At 67.2% G+C, this 15,704-nt stretch carries 16 protein-coding genes; 14 read left to right on the forward strand and 2 right to left on the reverse strand.

Annotation, left to right across the window (positions count from 1 at the left end; all coding sequences use genetic code 11):
- Positions 1-191: 191 nt before the first annotated feature.
- On the forward strand, positions 192-1,475 hold the full coding sequence (gene ccrA / locus ASF34_RS03735) for a crotonyl-CoA carboxylase/reductase (RefSeq protein WP_018042359.1): 1,284 nt from the start codon (positions 192-194) through the stop codon (positions 1,473-1,475).
- A gap of 15 nt (positions 1,476-1,490) precedes the next feature.
- Here the strand turns inward: ccrA and ASF34_RS23060 are convergent, their stop codons facing one another.
- Positions 1,491-1,661 carry a hypothetical protein gene (locus ASF34_RS23060; protein ID WP_187273293.1) on the reverse strand — a complete coding sequence of 57 codons (171 nt, stop codon included), beginning with the start codon at positions 1,659-1,661 and terminating at the stop codon, positions 1,491-1,493.
- A gap of 212 nt (positions 1,662-1,873) precedes the next feature.
- On the opposite strand from ASF34_RS23060, the gene leuD reads away from it, so the two are divergent.
- The 3 genes from leuD to ASF34_RS03755 all read left to right on the forward strand — a co-directional run bounded on the left by leuD (position 1,874) and on the right by ASF34_RS03755 (position 4,501).
- Complete coding sequence (gene leuD, locus ASF34_RS03745) at positions 1,874-2,476, forward strand: 3-isopropylmalate dehydratase small subunit (RefSeq protein WP_056158701.1); 603 nt, start codon at positions 1,874-1,876, stop codon at positions 2,474-2,476.
- 80 nt (positions 2,477-2,556) lie between these two features.
- Positions 2,557-3,747, forward strand: coding sequence for a lytic murein transglycosylase (locus tag ASF34_RS03750; RefSeq protein WP_018042356.1), 1,191 nt, complete (start codon positions 2,557-2,559; stop codon positions 3,745-3,747).
- A gap of 499 nt (positions 3,748-4,246) precedes the next feature.
- Positions 4,247-4,501: a hypothetical protein gene (locus tag ASF34_RS03755; RefSeq protein ID WP_056158704.1), complete on the forward strand. Its 255-nt coding sequence runs from the start codon at positions 4,247-4,249 to the stop codon at positions 4,499-4,501.
- 147 nt (positions 4,502-4,648) lie between these two features.
- Here ASF34_RS03755 and rplS read toward each other — a convergent pair whose 3' ends face one another.
- Positions 4,649-5,104 carry a 50S ribosomal protein L19 gene (gene rplS / locus ASF34_RS03760; RefSeq protein WP_018042354.1) on the reverse strand — a complete coding sequence of 152 codons (456 nt, stop codon included), beginning with the start codon at positions 5,102-5,104 and terminating at the stop codon, positions 4,649-4,651.
- Between the two features lie 277 nt (positions 5,105-5,381).
- Here rplS and ASF34_RS03765 point away from each other — a divergent pair, with 277 nt between their 5' ends.
- The 10 genes from ASF34_RS03765 (at position 5,382) to ASF34_RS03810 (ending at position 15,647) form a co-directional block, all read left to right on the forward strand.
- Positions 5,382-5,948, forward strand: a complete 567-nt coding sequence (locus ASF34_RS03765; RefSeq protein WP_056158707.1) for a NifU family protein — start codon at positions 5,382-5,384, stop codon at positions 5,946-5,948.
- A 123-nt stretch (positions 5,949-6,071) separates the two neighbouring features.
- Complete coding sequence (gene tsaB, locus ASF34_RS03770; RefSeq protein WP_056158984.1) at positions 6,072-6,752, forward strand: tRNA (adenosine(37)-N6)-threonylcarbamoyltransferase complex dimerization subunit type 1 TsaB; 681 nt, start codon at positions 6,072-6,074, stop codon at positions 6,750-6,752.
- Positions 6,749-7,270: a GNAT family N-acetyltransferase gene (locus ASF34_RS03775; protein WP_018042351.1), complete on the forward strand. Its 522-nt coding sequence runs from the start codon at positions 6,749-6,751 to the stop codon at positions 7,268-7,270. Before tsaB ends, ASF34_RS03775 begins: the two co-directional genes overlap by 4 nt.
- A gap of 27 nt (positions 7,271-7,297) precedes the next feature.
- The gene (locus tag ASF34_RS03780) at positions 7,298-8,170 is read left to right on the forward strand and encodes a lysophospholipid acyltransferase family protein (RefSeq protein WP_056158711.1); all 873 of its coding nucleotides are present in this window, start codon (positions 7,298-7,300) and stop codon (positions 8,168-8,170) included.
- Between the two features lie 264 nt (positions 8,171-8,434).
- The gene (gene miaB, locus ASF34_RS03785; RefSeq protein ID WP_056158715.1) at positions 8,435-9,775 is read left to right on the forward strand and encodes a tRNA (N6-isopentenyl adenosine(37)-C2)-methylthiotransferase MiaB; all 1,341 of its coding nucleotides are present in this window, start codon (positions 8,435-8,437) and stop codon (positions 9,773-9,775) included.
- A gap of 111 nt (positions 9,776-9,886) precedes the next feature.
- Positions 9,887-10,996: a PhoH family protein gene (locus ASF34_RS03790; RefSeq protein WP_156465613.1), complete on the forward strand. Its 1,110-nt coding sequence runs from the start codon at positions 9,887-9,889 to the stop codon at positions 10,994-10,996.
- 5 nt (positions 10,997-11,001) lie between these two features.
- A complete protein-coding gene (ybeY, locus tag ASF34_RS03795) occupies positions 11,002-11,493 on the forward strand; it encodes an rRNA maturation RNase YbeY (RefSeq protein ID WP_056158717.1) in 492 nt (163 codons plus the stop codon).
- 36 nt (positions 11,494-11,529) lie between these two features.
- Positions 11,530-12,654 (forward strand): hemolysin family protein, encoded by a 1,125-nt coding sequence (locus ASF34_RS03800; RefSeq protein WP_056158720.1) that lies wholly within the window; start codon positions 11,530-11,532, stop codon positions 12,652-12,654.
- A gap of 117 nt (positions 12,655-12,771) precedes the next feature.
- Positions 12,772-14,463, forward strand: coding sequence for an apolipoprotein N-acyltransferase (gene lnt / locus ASF34_RS03805; RefSeq protein ID WP_156465614.1), 1,692 nt, complete (start codon positions 12,772-12,774; stop codon positions 14,461-14,463).
- On the forward strand, positions 14,460-15,647 hold the full coding sequence (locus tag ASF34_RS03810) for a CynX/NimT family MFS transporter (RefSeq protein ID WP_244478874.1): 1,188 nt from the start codon (positions 14,460-14,462) through the stop codon (positions 15,645-15,647). Before lnt ends, ASF34_RS03810 begins: the two co-directional genes overlap by 4 nt.
- The last annotated feature ends 57 nt before the right edge of the window (positions 15,648-15,704 follow it).

Genomic DNA, 15,704 nt, shown 5'->3' on the forward strand with positions numbered 1-15,704 from the left:
CATTGATTTCGATGCGTAATGCGCCGAGTTTGCCAGTCTGTTGAAGCAACAATATTTTGAATACACACATTGACCCGGCCGACGGCTCCGGTGCGGAAGCGTGGTGACGAGTCATGGCCATTTAGGGGGCCTTGGAGCAGTTCAGGTTCGTCGATATAGGGTCGCTCAGAAGAATAACCGGGAGAGCCAAGATGTCGGCGAGTGCGGCCTTGAATACGACCGAGGGCAAGGACCTCTACGAGTTGGGCGAGATCCCGCCCCTCGGCCACGTTCCGGCGAAGATGTATGCCTGGGCGATCCGGCGCGAGCGTCACGGTCCGCCGGAGGAATCGATGCAGGTCGAGGTGGTGCCGACCTGGGAGATCGGCGACGACGAAGTGCTGGTCTACGTCATGGCCGCCGGTATCAACTACAACGGCGTGTGGGCCGGGCTCGGCGAGCCGATCTCCCCCTTCGACGTGCACAAGGCCGATTACCATATCGCCGGTTCGGATGCCTCGGGCATCGTCTGGGCCGTGGGCGCCAAGGTGAAGCGCTGGAAGGTCGGCGACGAGGTCATCGTCCATTGTAACCGCGACGACGGCGACGACGAGGAATGCAACGGCGGCGACCCGATGTTCTCGCCCTCGCAGCGGATCTGGGGCTACGAGACGCCGGACGGCTCGTTCGCGCAGTTCTGCAGGGTGCAGTCGCGCCAGCTGATGAAGCGGCCGCAGCACCTCACCTGGGAGGAAGGCGCCTGCTACACGCTGACCCTCGCAACCGCCTACCGCATGCTGTTCGGCCATGCTCCCCATACGGTGAAACCGGGCCAGAACGTGCTGATCTGGGGCGCCTCGGGCGGTCTCGGCGTGTTCGGCGTCCAGCTCTGCGCCGCCTCCGGTGCGAACGCCATCGCGGTGATCTCGGACGAGTCGAAGCGCGACTACGTGATGAGCCTCGGTGCCAAGGGCGTCATCAACCGCAAGGACTTCGATTGCTGGGGCCAGTTGCCGAAGGTGAACTCGCCGGAATTCCACGCCTGGACCAAGGAAGCCCGCAAGTTCGGCAAGGCGATCTGGGACATCACCGGCAAGGGCAACGACGTCGACATCGTCTTCGAGCATCCCGGCGAGGCGACCTTCCCGGTCTCGGCGCTGGTGGTGAAGCGCGGCGGCATGGTGGTGTTCTGCGCCGGCACCACCGGCTTCAACATCACCTTCGATGCCCGCTACGTCTGGATGCGCCAGAAGCGCATTCAGGGTTCGCACTTCGCCCACCTGAAGCAGGCCTCGGCCGCCAACCAGTTCGTTCTGGACCAGCGCATCGACCCGTGCATGAGCGAGGTGTTCCCGTGGGACAAGATCCCCCAGGCGCACACCAAGATGTGGAAGAACCAGCACCCGCCCGGCAACATGGCCTGCCTCGTCAACGCTCCCCGCGCCGGCCTGCGGACGCTGGAAGACGTGATCGAGGCCGGTCCCCTGAAGCGCTGAGGTCTAGAACCGTGCTCAGCGCTTGCCGCCCTCGGCGGGCAGGTGCTGGGCATAGGCCTCGCGCTCTTCGCGCTCCTTGATCAGATCGGCATAGGCCTGGCGCATTTCCGGTGACACGGAAACGCTCCGGGCCTTTTCCTTTTTGCGCTTGGGTGCTTTCTTGAACTGATTCGCGGTCTCGTTCATCGCGTCATCCCGGTCATTGATCGCGGCTACCATAAGCGGCTTCGACGACTGCGGCGAGACAGGCTTACCGCCAACCGCACGCGATGCTAAACATCGCTCTGGATTCTTTTCGGCCGACGAAAGCACCGTGTGCCCTGCCCTTCCACCTCAGGACGAGGTTCATAGCCGGGGAGACGAGCGCGGAACTCTCAACCACCCGGACTTCGAGCATCATGGAAAAGTTCACGACCCTGACCGGCGTTGCCGCGCCGATGCGCATCACCAACGTCGATACTGACCGGATCATCCCGAAGCAGTATCTCAAGACGATCAAGCGCACCGGGCTGGGCAAGGGCCTGTTCTCCGAGATGCGCTACAACGACGACGGCTCCGAGAACCCGGATTTCGTCCTCAACAAGCCGGCCTATCGCAACGCCAAGGTGTTGGTGGCCGGCGACAATTTCGGCTGCGGCTCGTCGCGGGAACACGCCCCCTGGGCGCTCGCCGATTTCGGCATCCGCTGCATCATCTCCACGAGCTTTGCCGACATCTTCTTCAACAACTGCGCCAAGAACGGCATCCTCGCCATCATCGTCTCGCCTCAGGATCTGGAGAAGCTGTTCGACGATGCCGAGCGCGGCGCCAACGCCACCCTGACGATCGATCTGGAAAGCCAGACCATCAAGGGGCCGGATGGCGGCACCCTGCATTTCGACATCGATTCCGGGCGCAAGGAGAGCCTGCTCAACGGGCTCGACGAGATCGGCCTGACCCTCAAGCGCGCGCCCAAGATCGACGCCTACGAGGAGAAGCTCGCCGCGCGCGGATTTGCCTGAGCGCCAGCATCATCACGGTTCGTTTACCATGCGCGCGGCTTAAAGGTCGGGAAACGCCGAAACCCGCCGGGAGACCGCCCATGACGTCGCGCGCGAAGCTGACCGCCCTCCTCTGCCTCGCGAGTGCGGCAGCGTCCGTACCCGCCAAGGCCGACTTCCGCTCCTGCCTCGCCTCGCTTCAGGCGGAGGCGGCCTCGCAGGGGATCTCGGCCCAGACCTTCCGCGCGGCGACCGACGGCATCGCCTTCGACGACAAGGTCATCGAACTCTCCCAGGCGCAGCCCGAATTCAAGACGCCGATCTGGGACTACATGGCTGCCCTCGTCGACGAGGAACGCGTGGACGACGGCAAGGCGGCGATGAAGCAGCACGGCCAGGCCCTCGCCAATGCCGAAGCACGCTATGGCGTCGACCGCTACACCATTGCCGCCGTCTGGGGTGTCGAATCGAACTTCGGCAAGAACCTCGGCAAGATGCCGCTGGTTCAATCCTTCGCCACCCTGATCTGCTCGAATCACCGCCGCGCGGGCTTCTTCAAGGGCGAGCTGATGGCGACCCTGAAGATCATCGAGCGCGGCGACATCGACCCGTCCCGCCTCACCGGGTCATGGGCGGGCGCCTTCGGCCAGACCCAGTTCATGCCCACCACCTACCAGCGCCTCGCCGTCGACGGCGACGGCGACGGGCGCCGCGACCTCGTGGATTCGGTGCCCGACGCGGTGGCCTCCACCGCCAACTTCCTGCGCGTGGCCAAATGGTCGAACGGCCAGCCCTGGGGCTACGAGGTTCGGGTGCCGAAAGGCTTCAATGCCGGGGCCGCCGGGCGCAAGAACAAGCACGCGGTGGCGCATTGGGCCTCCATGGGGGTCACCCGGATCGACGGACGCCCGCTTTCCGGGGACGGCCCTGCCGGCATCCTGCTCCCGGCCGGCATCAACGGTCCGGCTTTCCTGGTGACCCGGAATTTCGACGCGCTCTATTCCTACAATGCCGCTGAATCCTATGGTCTCGCCATCGCGGTGCTGTCCGACCGCCTGCGCGGTCGCTCAGGCGTCCAGGCGGGATGGCCCACCGACGATCCGCCCCTGTCGCGCGCCGAGCGACGCGATCTTCAGACCCGACTGGCGGCTCGGGGCTATGACGTGGGCGAGCCGGACGGCAAGGTCGGCGCCAAGACCCGCGACGCGATCAAGGCCATCGAGCGCGAGCTCGGCATGCCGCAGACCGGGCGGCCGGGCGGCAAGGTGCTTGAGGCTTTGCGCCGGGGATAGTGGTGCGAAGGGGTCGGGACATCCTCGTTCGATCGGCCGACCCGACCTCCGATGCGCCCTTTCCGGGACGCTGATGAAGCTGACCCCTCATCCGAGGCGGCGCCGGTCGCTGCCTCCGGGTGTGGCGCCCAAGGCTTCGGCCGGAAGGAATGTTTCCGACGACGTCTTCTCATCACTTGAACTCAAGCGGCGTGATCGCTTTTGTAAGATGACGCCGATATCTACCGTTATTTATCGAGATCGCTTCCGGAAGTAAAAACTCGATTTTCTTTGCTATGTGCCGTCATCTTACCGATGATCTTTGTTATTGTGCTTTGGCGGGACCACGTTCGGATCGAGTCATGCGGTTAATCCGCCTCTCCGAACGCAATGTCTCGCATTTCCTCATGGCCCGTGTGACGCCGCACCCTGTTCGCGGACTGGGCTGTTTGGCGTAGGATTAGGCATTATTGGACGCTCGTTGATCCTTATGTAGCTGAAACATGCACTAAGGAAAATCATGTTGTATAAAAATGTAGCAATTGCCGCCGTGCTCATTCTAGCGACGGCTTCCTCGGCCGCGGTTGCCCAGATGGCGGGGAAGCGCGGCGTTCAACAGCGTCACCAAGATATCGACGCGACTCATGCGATTGACCAGCGCTATGAGCCGTCGCGGATGTTGAGCCCTGCGCCGAAGCAAGACATGAAAATGATCCCCTTCCCCCGTGGCGGGCGGATGGAAATGATCCTCGTGCCGGCCAATCCGTCTTCGTAACTGTTGCAATCGAGGATGGGGTGGGTCGAGCATGTCTCGGGATACGAGACTGGTTTGGGATGGATGCCGATGCGGCGTCCATCCGCAAACGAAAAAGGCCGGGCAATGCCCGGCCTTTCGCAATTCTGACGGGTCGCGCCGAAGATCTTACTCGGCGGCGGTCTTTGCGGCGGACTTTGCGGCCTTCTCGGCCTTGCGGGCGTCCTTGTTGGCCTTCGAGGCATCGGCCTTGGCGGCCTTCTCGGCGGGACGGTCGGCGCGCTCGACGATACGGGCCGACTTACCGCGACGGTCGCGCAGGTAGTACAGCTTGGCGCGACGCACCTTGCCGCGACGCACGACGGCGATCGAATCGATCATCGGCGAGTAGACCGGGAAGACGCGCTCGACGCCCTCGCCGTAGGAAATCTTGCGGACGGTGAAGCTCTCGTTGAGGCCGCCACCGGAGCGCGCGATGCACACGCCTTCATAGGCCTGCACGCGGGTGCGCTCGCCTTCCTTCACCTTCACGTTCACGGTCACCGTGTCGCCGGGCTGGAAGTCGGGAATGGTCTTGCCGAGCGCAGCGATCTGCTCCTGCTCGAGCTGCTGGATGATGTTCATGGTCAAGTTCCTGCCGGTGCGCGCCCGCGATCCCAGGAGGGGAATGCGTGCGTCAGGATTTCGGCATCCTGTTTTGAGTTGCCGCGGGCCATACAGGAAGCATCGAGGCTTGTCGACATCCCACACAGCGAAAGCGCGTCTGCGGGCATGACCGCGGAGGTGTGCTGGTTGAGAAAATCCCGCGCGCGGTCCACATGAATACAGAGGCGCGGGCCATTCCCCGCGCCCTTCCCGGCCGGCCTTGAACCGGCGCAGCGGACGAGGATACATCAAAGCCATGTTCATCCAGACCGAAGCCACCCCGAACCCCGCCACCCTGAAGTTCCTTCCCGGCCGCGTGGTCCTGCCCGAATCGACTTTCGAGGCGCGCGACGTCGAATCCGCCGCGCGCTCTCCCCTGGCGCAGCGCCTATTCGACGTACCCGGAGTCGCGGGCGTGTATTTCGGCCATGACTTCATCTCGGTGACGAAGATCGAGAACGAGCATGGCTGGCCGCAGGTGAAGCCCGCGATCCTCGGTGCGATCATGGAGCACTTCCAGTCGGGCGCCCCGGTCCTGGCCGAAGGCGTCGTCCTCGGCGGCGACGATGCGGAGGAGTTCTACGACGAGGCGGACCACGACACCGTCGTCACCATCAAGGACCTCCTCGAGACTCGCGTGCGCCCGGCCGTGGCCAGCGATGGCGGCGACATCACCTTCCGCGGCTTCAAGGAGGGCGTGGTCTACCTGGAAATGAAGGGCGCCTGTTCCGGCTGCCCGTCCTCCACCGCCACCCTCCGGCACGGCGTGCAGAACCTGTTCAAGCACTTCCTCCCCGAGGTGCGCGAGGTCCAGGCGGTCTGATCGCCGTCGCAAGCGCGCAACACCCCGCGTCCTTCGTCTCTTTCGAGGCCGCCCCGCGCTGACGGGGCGGCCTTTTCCGTCGTAAACTCATGCGCCCGACGGGCATCCCGATCTGGAGTGACGTTGCGTATCCTGGCTATCGACACGGCGCTCGACGCCTGTTCCGTCTGCATCGCGACGGATCTCTCCGACGATCTCCTCGCCGAAGAATCCATGACGCTGGCCCGTGGCCATGCCGAGGCGCTGCTTCCCATGCTCGAACGCGTGATGGCGCGGGTGGATGGTGGGTTCGAGAGCCTCGACCGGGTCGCCGTCACCGTCGGTCCCGGGAGCTATACCGGTCTGCGCGTCGGCCTGTCGGCCGCCCGGGCCGTCGGGCTCGCGGCACAGATTCCGGTGGTCGGCGTCACCACCCTCTCGGGCCTCCTGGCACCGCTCCTCGCCACGAACGGCCAGGGCCTGATCGCGGCCGCGATCGATGCCCGGCACGGCTCCGTCTATTTTCAGGCCATGAACATGGCGGAAGGCATCGTCGTGCCTCCGAGCCTGTTGCGGCTCGAGGAAGCGGCCGATCACGTCGGCCGTGATGCCGTCACCCTCGTGGGGTCCGGTGCGCACGCTCTGTCGGGCTTGCTCAGGTCCCGCGGCATCGCCGCGACGGTCAGCGATGCCGGCCCGCCGCAGATCGCCTGGATCGCCTCCCTCGGCATGCTGGCCGACCCCGCCCAAGCCCTGGCACGCCCGCTCTATCTGCGCGGACCGGATGCCACTCCCCAGGATCACGCGAGGCTGGCCCGTCGATGATTCGTCCCGTCTCTCCGCTCTGGGCTCTCGATTGGTGGCTGGCCTGGTGGGACGCCTGGGGTGGCGAGCCCTATGTCACGCCCCTGCGCGATTCCTCCTCCGCCGCCGCCCTCGCCCGCCTCCATGCCACCGCCTTCGCGCGGCCGTGGGACGCCCACGAATTCGAGCGGATGCTGTGCGAGCGCTCCACCGAGGCCCATGCCCTGTGGCGGGCCGGTTCGATCCAGGGCTTCATCCTCTCGCGCCGCGTGGCCGACGAGGCCGAGATTCTCACCGTCGTCCTGGCGCCTGCCGTGCGCGGTGGGGGACTGAGCCACAAGCTCGTGCGCGAGCATCTCGGGCATCTGGCATTGAGCGGCGTGCGCAACGTCCATCTCGAGGTCGACGAGGGCAACGCCGCCGCCCTGAAGCTCTATGCCCGTCACGGGTTCAAGCAGGTCGGCGAGCGGACGGGGTATTATGCCCGCCCCGATGGCAGCCGCGCCACCGCCTTCACCATGACGGCGTCCCTGTCGTGAGCCGCGATTCGTGATTGGCTGCGGGCGATGACGCGTCTCGGCACCGTCTTCCGGCTCCTGATCTGCGTCCTCGCCTTCGCGGTGCTGGTCGGGCCGCACCTCCTCAGCCTCAGGTTCGGGCGGGGGCGCATCGCCGCGCATACGCCGACCTACTTCCACCGGATCTTCCTGGCGCTGTTCTCGGTGAGGGTGACGCAGAGTGGCACGCCGCCGGCCCTCGGCGAGCCGGCCCTCGTCCTGTCCAACCACATCTCCTGGCTCGATATCCTCGTCCTCGGGTCGCTGCGGCCGCTCTCTTTCGTGGCGAAATCGGAGATTTCCCGCTGGCCCGTGGTGGGAACCCTGGCCCGGCTCCAGCGCACCGTCTTCATCGACCGGGCGCGCCGTGCGGCCACCGCGAGCGTCAACGCCACGGTGGCGAGCCGGTTGACCGACGGCGATCTCATCGTCCTCTTTGCCGAAGGCACCACGGGCGATGGAACGCGGCTGCTGCCGTTCCGCTCCTCCCTGGTGGGTGCCGCCCGCGCCGCCATCGATGCCGAAGGTGGCACCCGCGACAGGGTGCGGCTCCAGCCCCTCGCCCTCACCTATCCGCGCCGCAACGGCCTGCCCGTGGTCCGCTCGGAGCGGCCGGGCATCGCCTGGTACGGCGACATGGAGCTCGCGCCGCATCTCGCGGTCTTCCTCCGGGACGGTCCGATCGACGTCCACGTGGTCTGGGGCGATCCCATCGCCTTCGAGGCCGGCACCGACCGCAAGCGCGCCACCGCCATGGCCGAGGCCTCGGTGCGCAGGGCGATGCAGGCCTCGGTGACGGGACGGTGGGAGAGCGGGGCGGCGGTTCGGTCGGTTCCGCCACCTGGCACCGAGACGTTGCCTGCCTCGAATATCGCCGCCTGAAACCCTTCAGGCGCCGGTGATCGACGGTTCCATGGCCGCAAAAGCGTCGGCATCCCGAGATCGTTCGGCCAACGATGTTGATGGTCGCCATGCGTGTTTGCGGCGCAGCAAGACGTCACGGCCTTCGTCCAAGGTCAGTCTTTGTCGCGGTCGCGCGTAGAGTGTCGTGGGGAAGCGACGGGCCGGGTGAAACGTGGTAGCACCCACGACAGCAATGGGCGTCCGAGCGACGCCCGGGGTTCATACGGTGCTGGAACGGTCGCGTTGAAGAAAGCCTTCGTCAAATCCTACGGCTGCCAGATGAACGCCTACGATGCGGGCCGCATGTCGGACCTGCTCGCCAGCCAAGGCTATGCCGCCACGGAGAGCGTCGAGGAGGCGGATGTCGTTGTCCTCAACACCTGCCACATCCGCGAGAAGGCCGCCGACAAGGTCTATTCCGAACTCGGGCGCCTGCGCGTTCTGAAGACGGCCCGCGCCGAGGCCGGCCTGGACACCCGGATCGTGGTGGCCGGCTGCGTCGCGCAAGCCGAAGGCAAGGAGATCCTGGCGCGGGCGCCCTCGGTCGACGTGGTCGTCGGCCCGCAGAACTACCATCGCCTGCCCGATCTCCTCACCCGTTCCGCCTCGACGCGCGTGGTGGACACGGAGTTTCCCGTCGAGGACAAGTTCGACCATCTGCCCATCCGGCGGACGGCGGCCGTATCCTCCTTCCTCACCGTGCAGGAAGGCTGCGACAAGTTCTGCGCCTTCTGCGTCGTGCCCTATACGCGCGGGGCCGAGGTCTCGCGCTCCGTGGAGGCGATCCTGGACGAGGCGCGCAAACTCGTTCGGGGCGGCGCGCGCGAACTCACGCTGATCGGGCAGAACGTCAACGCCTATCACGGGGCCGGGGCCGACGGCGTTCCGGTGACGCTTCCCGCTCTGATGCGCGCTCTCGAGTCGATCCCCGGCCTCCTGCGCCTGCGCTATACCACGAGCCACCCCAACGATATGGCCGATGACTTGGTCCGGGCACATGGGGAGATCGCCGCTTTGATGCCCTACCTGCATCTCCCGGTGCAGTCGGGCTCCACCCGCGTACTGCAGGCGATGAACCGCAAGCATACGGGCGACGAGTATCGCCGGCTCATCGAGCGCGTGCGCCGCGTCCGGCCGGATATCGCCCTGTCCTCCGACTTCATCGTCGGGTTTCCCGGTGAGACCGACGTGGAGTTCGACGAGACGATGCGCCTCGTGGCCGAGATCGGCTTCGCGTCGGCCTATTCGTTCAAGTACAGCCCGCGCCCCGGTACGCCGGCCGCCGAGCGCGAGGACGCTGTGCCCGAGGCCGTGAAGTCCGAGCGCCTCGCAGCCCTCCAGGCCCTGCTCGATGACCAGCGCCACGCCTTCAACGCGTCCGCCGTGGGCCATGTCGTCGAGGTGCTGGTGGAGAAGGCCGGCCGCCATCCGGGGCAGGTCGCCGGCAAGACGCCGCATCTTCTGCCCGTCCAATTCGATGCTCCGGCCGCTACCATCGGTACGGTCGTGCCCGTGCGCGTGGTCCGGGCCGGGTCGAACAGCCTGTTCGGCGAAGCCGTCACCGACGAGGCGGCGGCCGCTTGAAAGCGCGCATGCCACGGAATCGCACCTCCGCCCCGGGCGACGGGCCGGCCGCGTCATGCCGTTCTCAATTCACTCGCAACACTCGCGAGACCCACAGCAAGGAGACTCTGCGTGCCGGCATCTGACGGTCTGAGTGGACGGGGGGCGCCCTTGCGGGGGCGTGGGCCAGCGGCGCGGATAGGTGAGATCGTGGAGACGGTGGACGTATCGCTGACCTTCGACGACAACCGGCTCGCGAGCCTCGTCTTCGGCCAGTACGATCAGAACGTGGCCCATATCGAGCGGCGCCTCGCCGTCACCGCCACGGCCCTGGGCAACCACCTCGTGGTGAAGGGGCCGCCGGATTCCGCCGAGAAGGCGCGCAAAGTCTTCGAGCGGCTTTATGCCCGCGTGACGGCGAGCGGCACCGCTCTGACCCTCGGCGATGTCGACGGAGCGATCCAGGAGACGACGCTCCAGGGCAACCTCTTCCCCACCGCCGAAGTGAGTGCCGAGCCGGACCGTCCGCATTTCGACCAGATCGCCACGCGCAAGCGCGGCGCCGTCCGGGCCAGGAACGCGGCGCAGGACACCTACATCAAGCTCCTGCGCAACCACGAACTCGTCTTCGCCGAAGGCCCCGCCGGCACCGGCAAGACCTGGCTCGCGGTGGGCTACGCGGTGTCCCTTCTGGAACAGGGCCATGTGGAACGGCTGATTCTGTCCCGCCCCGCCGTCGAGGCCGGTGAGCGCCTCGGTTTCCTGCCCGGCGACATGCGCGAGAAGGTCGATCCCTACCTGCGTCCGATCTACGACGCGCTCTACGACTTTATGGAGGCGCGGCACGTGGACCGGAGCCTGCAGACCGGCGTCATCGAGATCGCGCCCCTGGCCTTCATGCGCGGCCGGACCCTGACGAACGCGGTGGTCCTGCTCGACGAGGCCCAGAACACCACCTCGATGCAGATGAAGATGTTCCTCACGCGTCTCGGCGAGAACTCGCGCATGATCATCACCGGTGATCCGAGCCAGGTCGATCTCCCGCCCGGCCAGAAATCCGGCCTCGTCGAGGCCGTGAACATCCTCGACGGCGTCGAGGGGATCGGCCGGGTCACCTTCCGCGACGTCGACGTGGTGCGCCATGACCTCGTTCGCCGCATCGTGACGGCCTATGAGACCGCCGCCCATGGCGAGGGCGGCGCGGATCGCTCGCCCGCGTCCCGCCGCCGTCCCCTGGCCTGACGCCGATGCCCGAGATCGAATCCGAGATCGACGTCGCCGTCGAAGACCCGCGCTGGGAATCCGTGGTGCCGGACCTCGAAGCCTTCGTCGTCCGCGCGGTCGAGGCGGGGATCGCCATCGCCCCGGACGCGCCGGATCATCCGGTGGAGGTGAGCGTGCTCCTCACCACCGACGCCGTGGTCCAGGACCTGAACCGCACCTGGCGCGGCAAGGACAAGCCCACCAACGTCCTGTCCTTTCCTGCCCCGCCGCAACCCGCCCATGCCGGTGTCGCGGTGCCCCTCGGCGATGTCGTTCTTGCGTATGACACGATGCTGCGCGAGAGTGCCGAGCAGGAAAAACCGCTTCAAGATCACCTCGCGCACCTTCTGATCCATGGCACTCTTCATCTTCTCGGCCAGGACCACGAGACCGGCGACGCGGATGCGAACGCCATGGAGGCCTTGGAGACCGAAGCCCTGCACGGCCTCGGTATTCCCGACCCTTATGCCGACTGAGGGGCGATTCCGCCCGCAATCCCAGATCAGAGAGACATGACGAACGATCGAAGTCGCGGCGCGGCTCTGGCTGCGCCCAGTAGCAGTGACGGTGAGGCGCAGGCGCGAGAGCCCTGGTACGACCGCCTGCTGCACGCCTTCCATCTCCGGCCGCGCGATTCGTTGCGCGACGACATCGAGGATGCGCTGGCCGAACCCGATTCGGGCGAGAACGTGTTCTCCCCCCTCGAGCGGGCCATGCTCAAGAACGTCCTCGGGCTGCACAAGGTTCGGGTGGACGACGTAATGATTCCGCGTGCGGACATCGTCGCCGTCTCCATGGAGACGAGCCTCGGCGATCTGCTCAAGCTCTTCCGTACCGCCGGCCATTCGCGGCTCCCGGTCTACGGCGAGACCCTCGACGACCCGCGCGGCATGGTCCACATCCGCGACTTCGTCGATCACATCGCCGCCAAGGCCGAAGCGACCCCCCGTCGTCCGAGCGCCGCCGTCGCCAGTGCCCTCCCCGACACGTCGGGCGATGTCGTCGCCGTCGTGCCCCCGCGCCCGCGCCGGAGCACCCGCGCGTTGAAGGCGCTCAACCTCGGCAATGTCGATCTCTCGGCGACCCTGGCTTCGACCCGGATCCAGCGTCCCGTCCTGTTCGTTCCGCCGTCCATGCCCGCCATCGACCTCCTGGTGCGAATGCAGGCGACGCGCACGCATATGGCCCTGGTCATCGACGAATATGGCGGGACCGACGGGCTCATCTCCATCGAAGACCTCATCGAGATGGTGGTCGGCGATATCGAGGACGAGCACGACGTGGCCGAAGGCCATCTGGTTCAGCGCGTCGAGGGCGATGCCGACGTGTTCATCGCCGATGCCCGCGCCGGACTCGCCGAGGTATCCGAGGTGAGCGGCGTCGATCTCGTCGCCGCGGTGGGCGAGATGGCCGAGGAGATCGACACGATCGGCGGCCTCATCGTCACGCTCGCCGGACGCGTACCCTCGCGGGGCGAACTCATCACCGGGCCGGGCGACCTCGAATTCGAGGTGCTCGACGCCGACCCGCGCCGGGTGAAGCGGCTGCGGCTGCATCGCGGCCCGATGAAGATCGCTCCGCTGATACCCCTGGCCCTTCCGCCGCCGAGCAGCGGTCCGATCGCCGAAGCCTCGTAGCGCCTCGTTCCGGATCGAGCGCCCCGGATCCTGCGCCAGGCTTTCGTCTCACATCAGCTTTTCCCGAAACGTGACGGTCACGTCTCGGGCTGATGCTTCAGCCGGGATGACCCGAAGATGAGCTACGCCTTCGACGGTGCCGGGTCGCCCCAAGCGCCTCTGCGCGGAAGCGCGACGGGGCCGCTCGCTCACCTCGCGCAATGGATCATGCTCACCTCCGGCTGGCGCCGCCTGCTCGTTGCGGCCGCCGCGGGCGCCGTCGGCGCATTGGCGATGCCGCCTTTCGGTGCCTTGCCCGCCCTCGTCGTTTCGCTGAGCATCGCCGTCTGGCTGATCGACGGGGCGGCGACGGGGCGGCGGGGCAATCGCGGTGCCGTCCTCGCCTGCGCCGTCATCGGCTGGGCCTGGGGCTTCGGCTATCTCACCGCAGGCCTGTGGTGGCTCGGCTCCGCCTTCCTGGTGGAAGCCGACGAGTTCCTGTGGGCCCTGCCCCTCGGTGTCATCGGCCTGCCTGCCCTACTGGCGCTGTTCTATGCGATGGGGTTCGCGCTGGCGCGGCTCCTCTGGTCGTCTGGACTGTCGCGTATCGCCGCCCTCGCCATCGGCCTTTCCGCTTGCGAATGGCTGCGCGGCCACCTCTTCACCGGGTTTCCCTGGAACACGCTCGGCATGGCGCTCGGGCAGAACCTGTGGCTGATGCAATCCGCATCGGCAATCGGGCTCTATGGACTCACGCTTCTGGCCGTCCTGATCGGAGCCGCGCCCGCCACCCTCGCCACGGGCGAGACGGCGCGCGGGCGCTACGGTCCGGCCCTGGTCGCCTGTGCCGGACTGGCGGTGATGGCCCTCATCGGCGCCGCGCGCCTGCCCGCGACCCCTACGGCCACGGTGCCGGGGGTGCGTCTGCGGCTGGTGCAGCCGAACCTCAACCAGGACGCCAAGTTCCGGCCCGAGAACCGGGCGGACATCATCGACTGGTACATCGGCCTCAGTGATCGCGCCGCCGCCCCGGACCGGAGCGGCATCGCCGACGTCACCCATGTGATCTGGCCGGAATCGGCGTTTCCGTTCCTAATCCAGCGCGACCCGGAATCCCTGGCAAGAATCGCCGCCGCCTTTCCGGCCGGGCGGCAACTCATCACCGGCGCGGCCCGCGCCGAGGAGCCGTTGCCCAACGAGCGCCCGCGCTTCTTCAACTCTATCCTGACGATCTCGTCCGGTCCGAAGCTCGGCGACATCTACGACAAGGTTCATCTCGTCCCGTTCGGCGAGTATCTGCCGGGTCCCCTCGACGCCGCCCTGAGGGCAGTGGGCCTGCGCCAGTTCGTAGCGATCCCCGGCGGATTCACGCCCGGCAGCCGCTCCGGCCAGCGTCTCCTCGACGTGACCGGGCTTCCCCCCGTCGTCGCCACCATCTGCTACGAGGCGATCTTTCCGGGCGAGATACTGCCCGGACACGCGCCCGACGGTCCGGCGCCCGTGCCGGGGCTGATCCTGAACCTCACCAACGACGCCTGGTTCGGTGATACGCCGGGTCCGCGCCAGCACTTCGCACAGGCGCGGTTGCGGGCCGTGGAGGAAGGATTGCCCCTGGTGCGCGACGCCAATACCGGCATCTCGGCGGTGGTCGACCCGTATGGACGCATCACCGCGAGCCTGCCCGTGGGTGTCGAAGGCATCCTCGACGCGGACCTTCCCGTCCGATTGCCCGGCCGCACAGTCTACGCCGTTCTGCGTGACCTGCCCTTCACCGGGATGCTTGCCGGCCTCGGCCTCATCGCCCTCCTGGTAAGGCGCCGCATCGCGTGACCGAACCCACATTCCGAAACGCCCGCCCGGTCCTCGTCGGGCTCGGGATGATGCTGGTCGCGTTCAACATGCGCCCTGCCCTCACCAGCGTCGGCCCCCTGCTCGATTCCATCCGCGCCGAGACTGGCCTGACCGCCGCGGGGGCGGCGTTCCTGACGACCCTGCCGGTCCTGTGCCTCGGCCTCGCCTGCGTGCTCGGCCCGGTCGTGGTGCGGCGGACGGGGGCGGAGCGTGGTGTGCTGGTCGCGATCCTGGTCATCGCCCTCGGCTCGGCCCTGCGCGGGCTCGGAGGGCTCCCTCCCCTCTTTGCCGGGGCCTGTATCGCGGCCGTCGGAATCGGCCTTGCCGGCGTCCTGTTGCCCGGTTTGGTGAAGCGCGACTTCTCCGGGCAGGCCGGGTTGATGACCGGACTCTACACGATGGTCCTCTGCCTCGGCGCCGCGACGGGCGCCGGATCGGCGGTGCCCCTGGCCGATGCCTTCGGAGGCTGGACGCGGGCGATGGCGGTCTGGGCCGTGCCGGCCGTGGCGGCGGCCATCGCCTGGATCGTCTTCGTGCCGCACCGCGAGAAGGGGCCGCCGCCCGCCCGCCGCCGGCCGCTCTGGCGCGATTCCCTAGCCTGGCAGGTCACCGGGTTCATGGGCCTGCAATCGTCCCTCGCCTACATCACCTTCGGCTGGCTTCCGGTCGTGCTGCAGAGCCGTGGCCTGTCGGCGGTGGAGGCCGGATTCGTCACCTCCATCATGAGCATCGGGCAGGCGCCGAGTGCCCTCCTCGTGCCGGCTTTCGCCGCACGGCTGCGGGACCAGCGCGGTATCGCGATCGCCCTTCTGATCCTGTCGGCGGCGAGCTTCCTCGCCCTTGTCGATGGACCGGTCGCACTCGTTCTCCCGTTCGGCATCGGCCTCGGTCTCGGGATCGGCGGCTTGTTCGGCCTCGCCCTCACCATCGTGGTGTTGCGCGCCCGTGACGCCGTCGGCGCGGCCGATCTCTCGGCGATGTCCCAGGCGGTGGGCTATTCCATCGCCGCCCTCGGCCCTCTGGGATTCGGCTTGGCGCACGACCTGTTCGGCGGCTGGCGCGTCTCGGCCGGCCTGTTCTGCGCCATCGCCCTGGCGTCCGGCATCTTCGCCCTCGGCGCGGGCCGCGACCGGAAGGTCGGAGCGCCTCCCGCCGCGGAATGACCCCATAAAAAATCCCCGCGATCACGGAGATCGCGGGGAGGTCATGGCTCAGTCCTA

The organism is Methylobacterium sp. Leaf106, from assembly GCF_001422895.1.
Taxonomy (GTDB): Bacteria; Pseudomonadota; Alphaproteobacteria; order Rhizobiales; family Beijerinckiaceae; genus Methylobacterium; species Methylobacterium bullatum.

Coding starts and splice junctions, on each gene's coding strand:
- ASF34_RS03755 (WP_056158704.1), top strand. CDS start 4,247: ATGTTGTATAAAAATGTAGCAATTGCCGCCGTGCTCATTCTAGCGACG.
- rplS (WP_018042354.1), bottom strand. CDS start 5,104: ATGAACATCATCCAGCAGCTCGAGCAGGAGCAGATCGCTGCGCTCGGC.
- lnt (WP_156465614.1), top strand. CDS start 12,772: ATGAGCTACGCCTTCGACGGTGCCGGGTCGCCCCAAGCGCCTCTGCGC.
- ASF34_RS03780 (WP_056158711.1), top strand. CDS start 7,298: ATGACGCGTCTCGGCACCGTCTTCCGGCTCCTGATCTGCGTCCTCGCC.
- leuD (WP_056158701.1), top strand. CDS start 1,874: ATGGAAAAGTTCACGACCCTGACCGGCGTTGCCGCGCCGATGCGCATC.
- ASF34_RS03800 (WP_056158720.1), top strand. CDS start 11,530: ATGACGAACGATCGAAGTCGCGGCGCGGCTCTGGCTGCGCCCAGTAGC.
- ASF34_RS03775 (WP_018042351.1), top strand. CDS start 6,749: ATGATTCGTCCCGTCTCTCCGCTCTGGGCTCTCGATTGGTGGCTGGCC.
- ASF34_RS03750 (WP_018042356.1), top strand. CDS start 2,557: ATGACGTCGCGCGCGAAGCTGACCGCCCTCCTCTGCCTCGCGAGTGCG.
- ASF34_RS23060 (WP_187273293.1), bottom strand. CDS start 1,661: ATGAACGAGACCGCGAATCAGTTCAAGAAAGCACCCAAGCGCAAAAAG.
- ybeY (WP_056158717.1), top strand. CDS start 11,002: ATGCCCGAGATCGAATCCGAGATCGACGTCGCCGTCGAAGACCCGCGC.
- ASF34_RS03765 (WP_056158707.1), top strand. CDS start 5,382: ATGTTCATCCAGACCGAAGCCACCCCGAACCCCGCCACCCTGAAGTTC.
- ccrA (WP_018042359.1), top strand. CDS start 192: ATGTCGGCGAGTGCGGCCTTGAATACGACCGAGGGCAAGGACCTCTAC.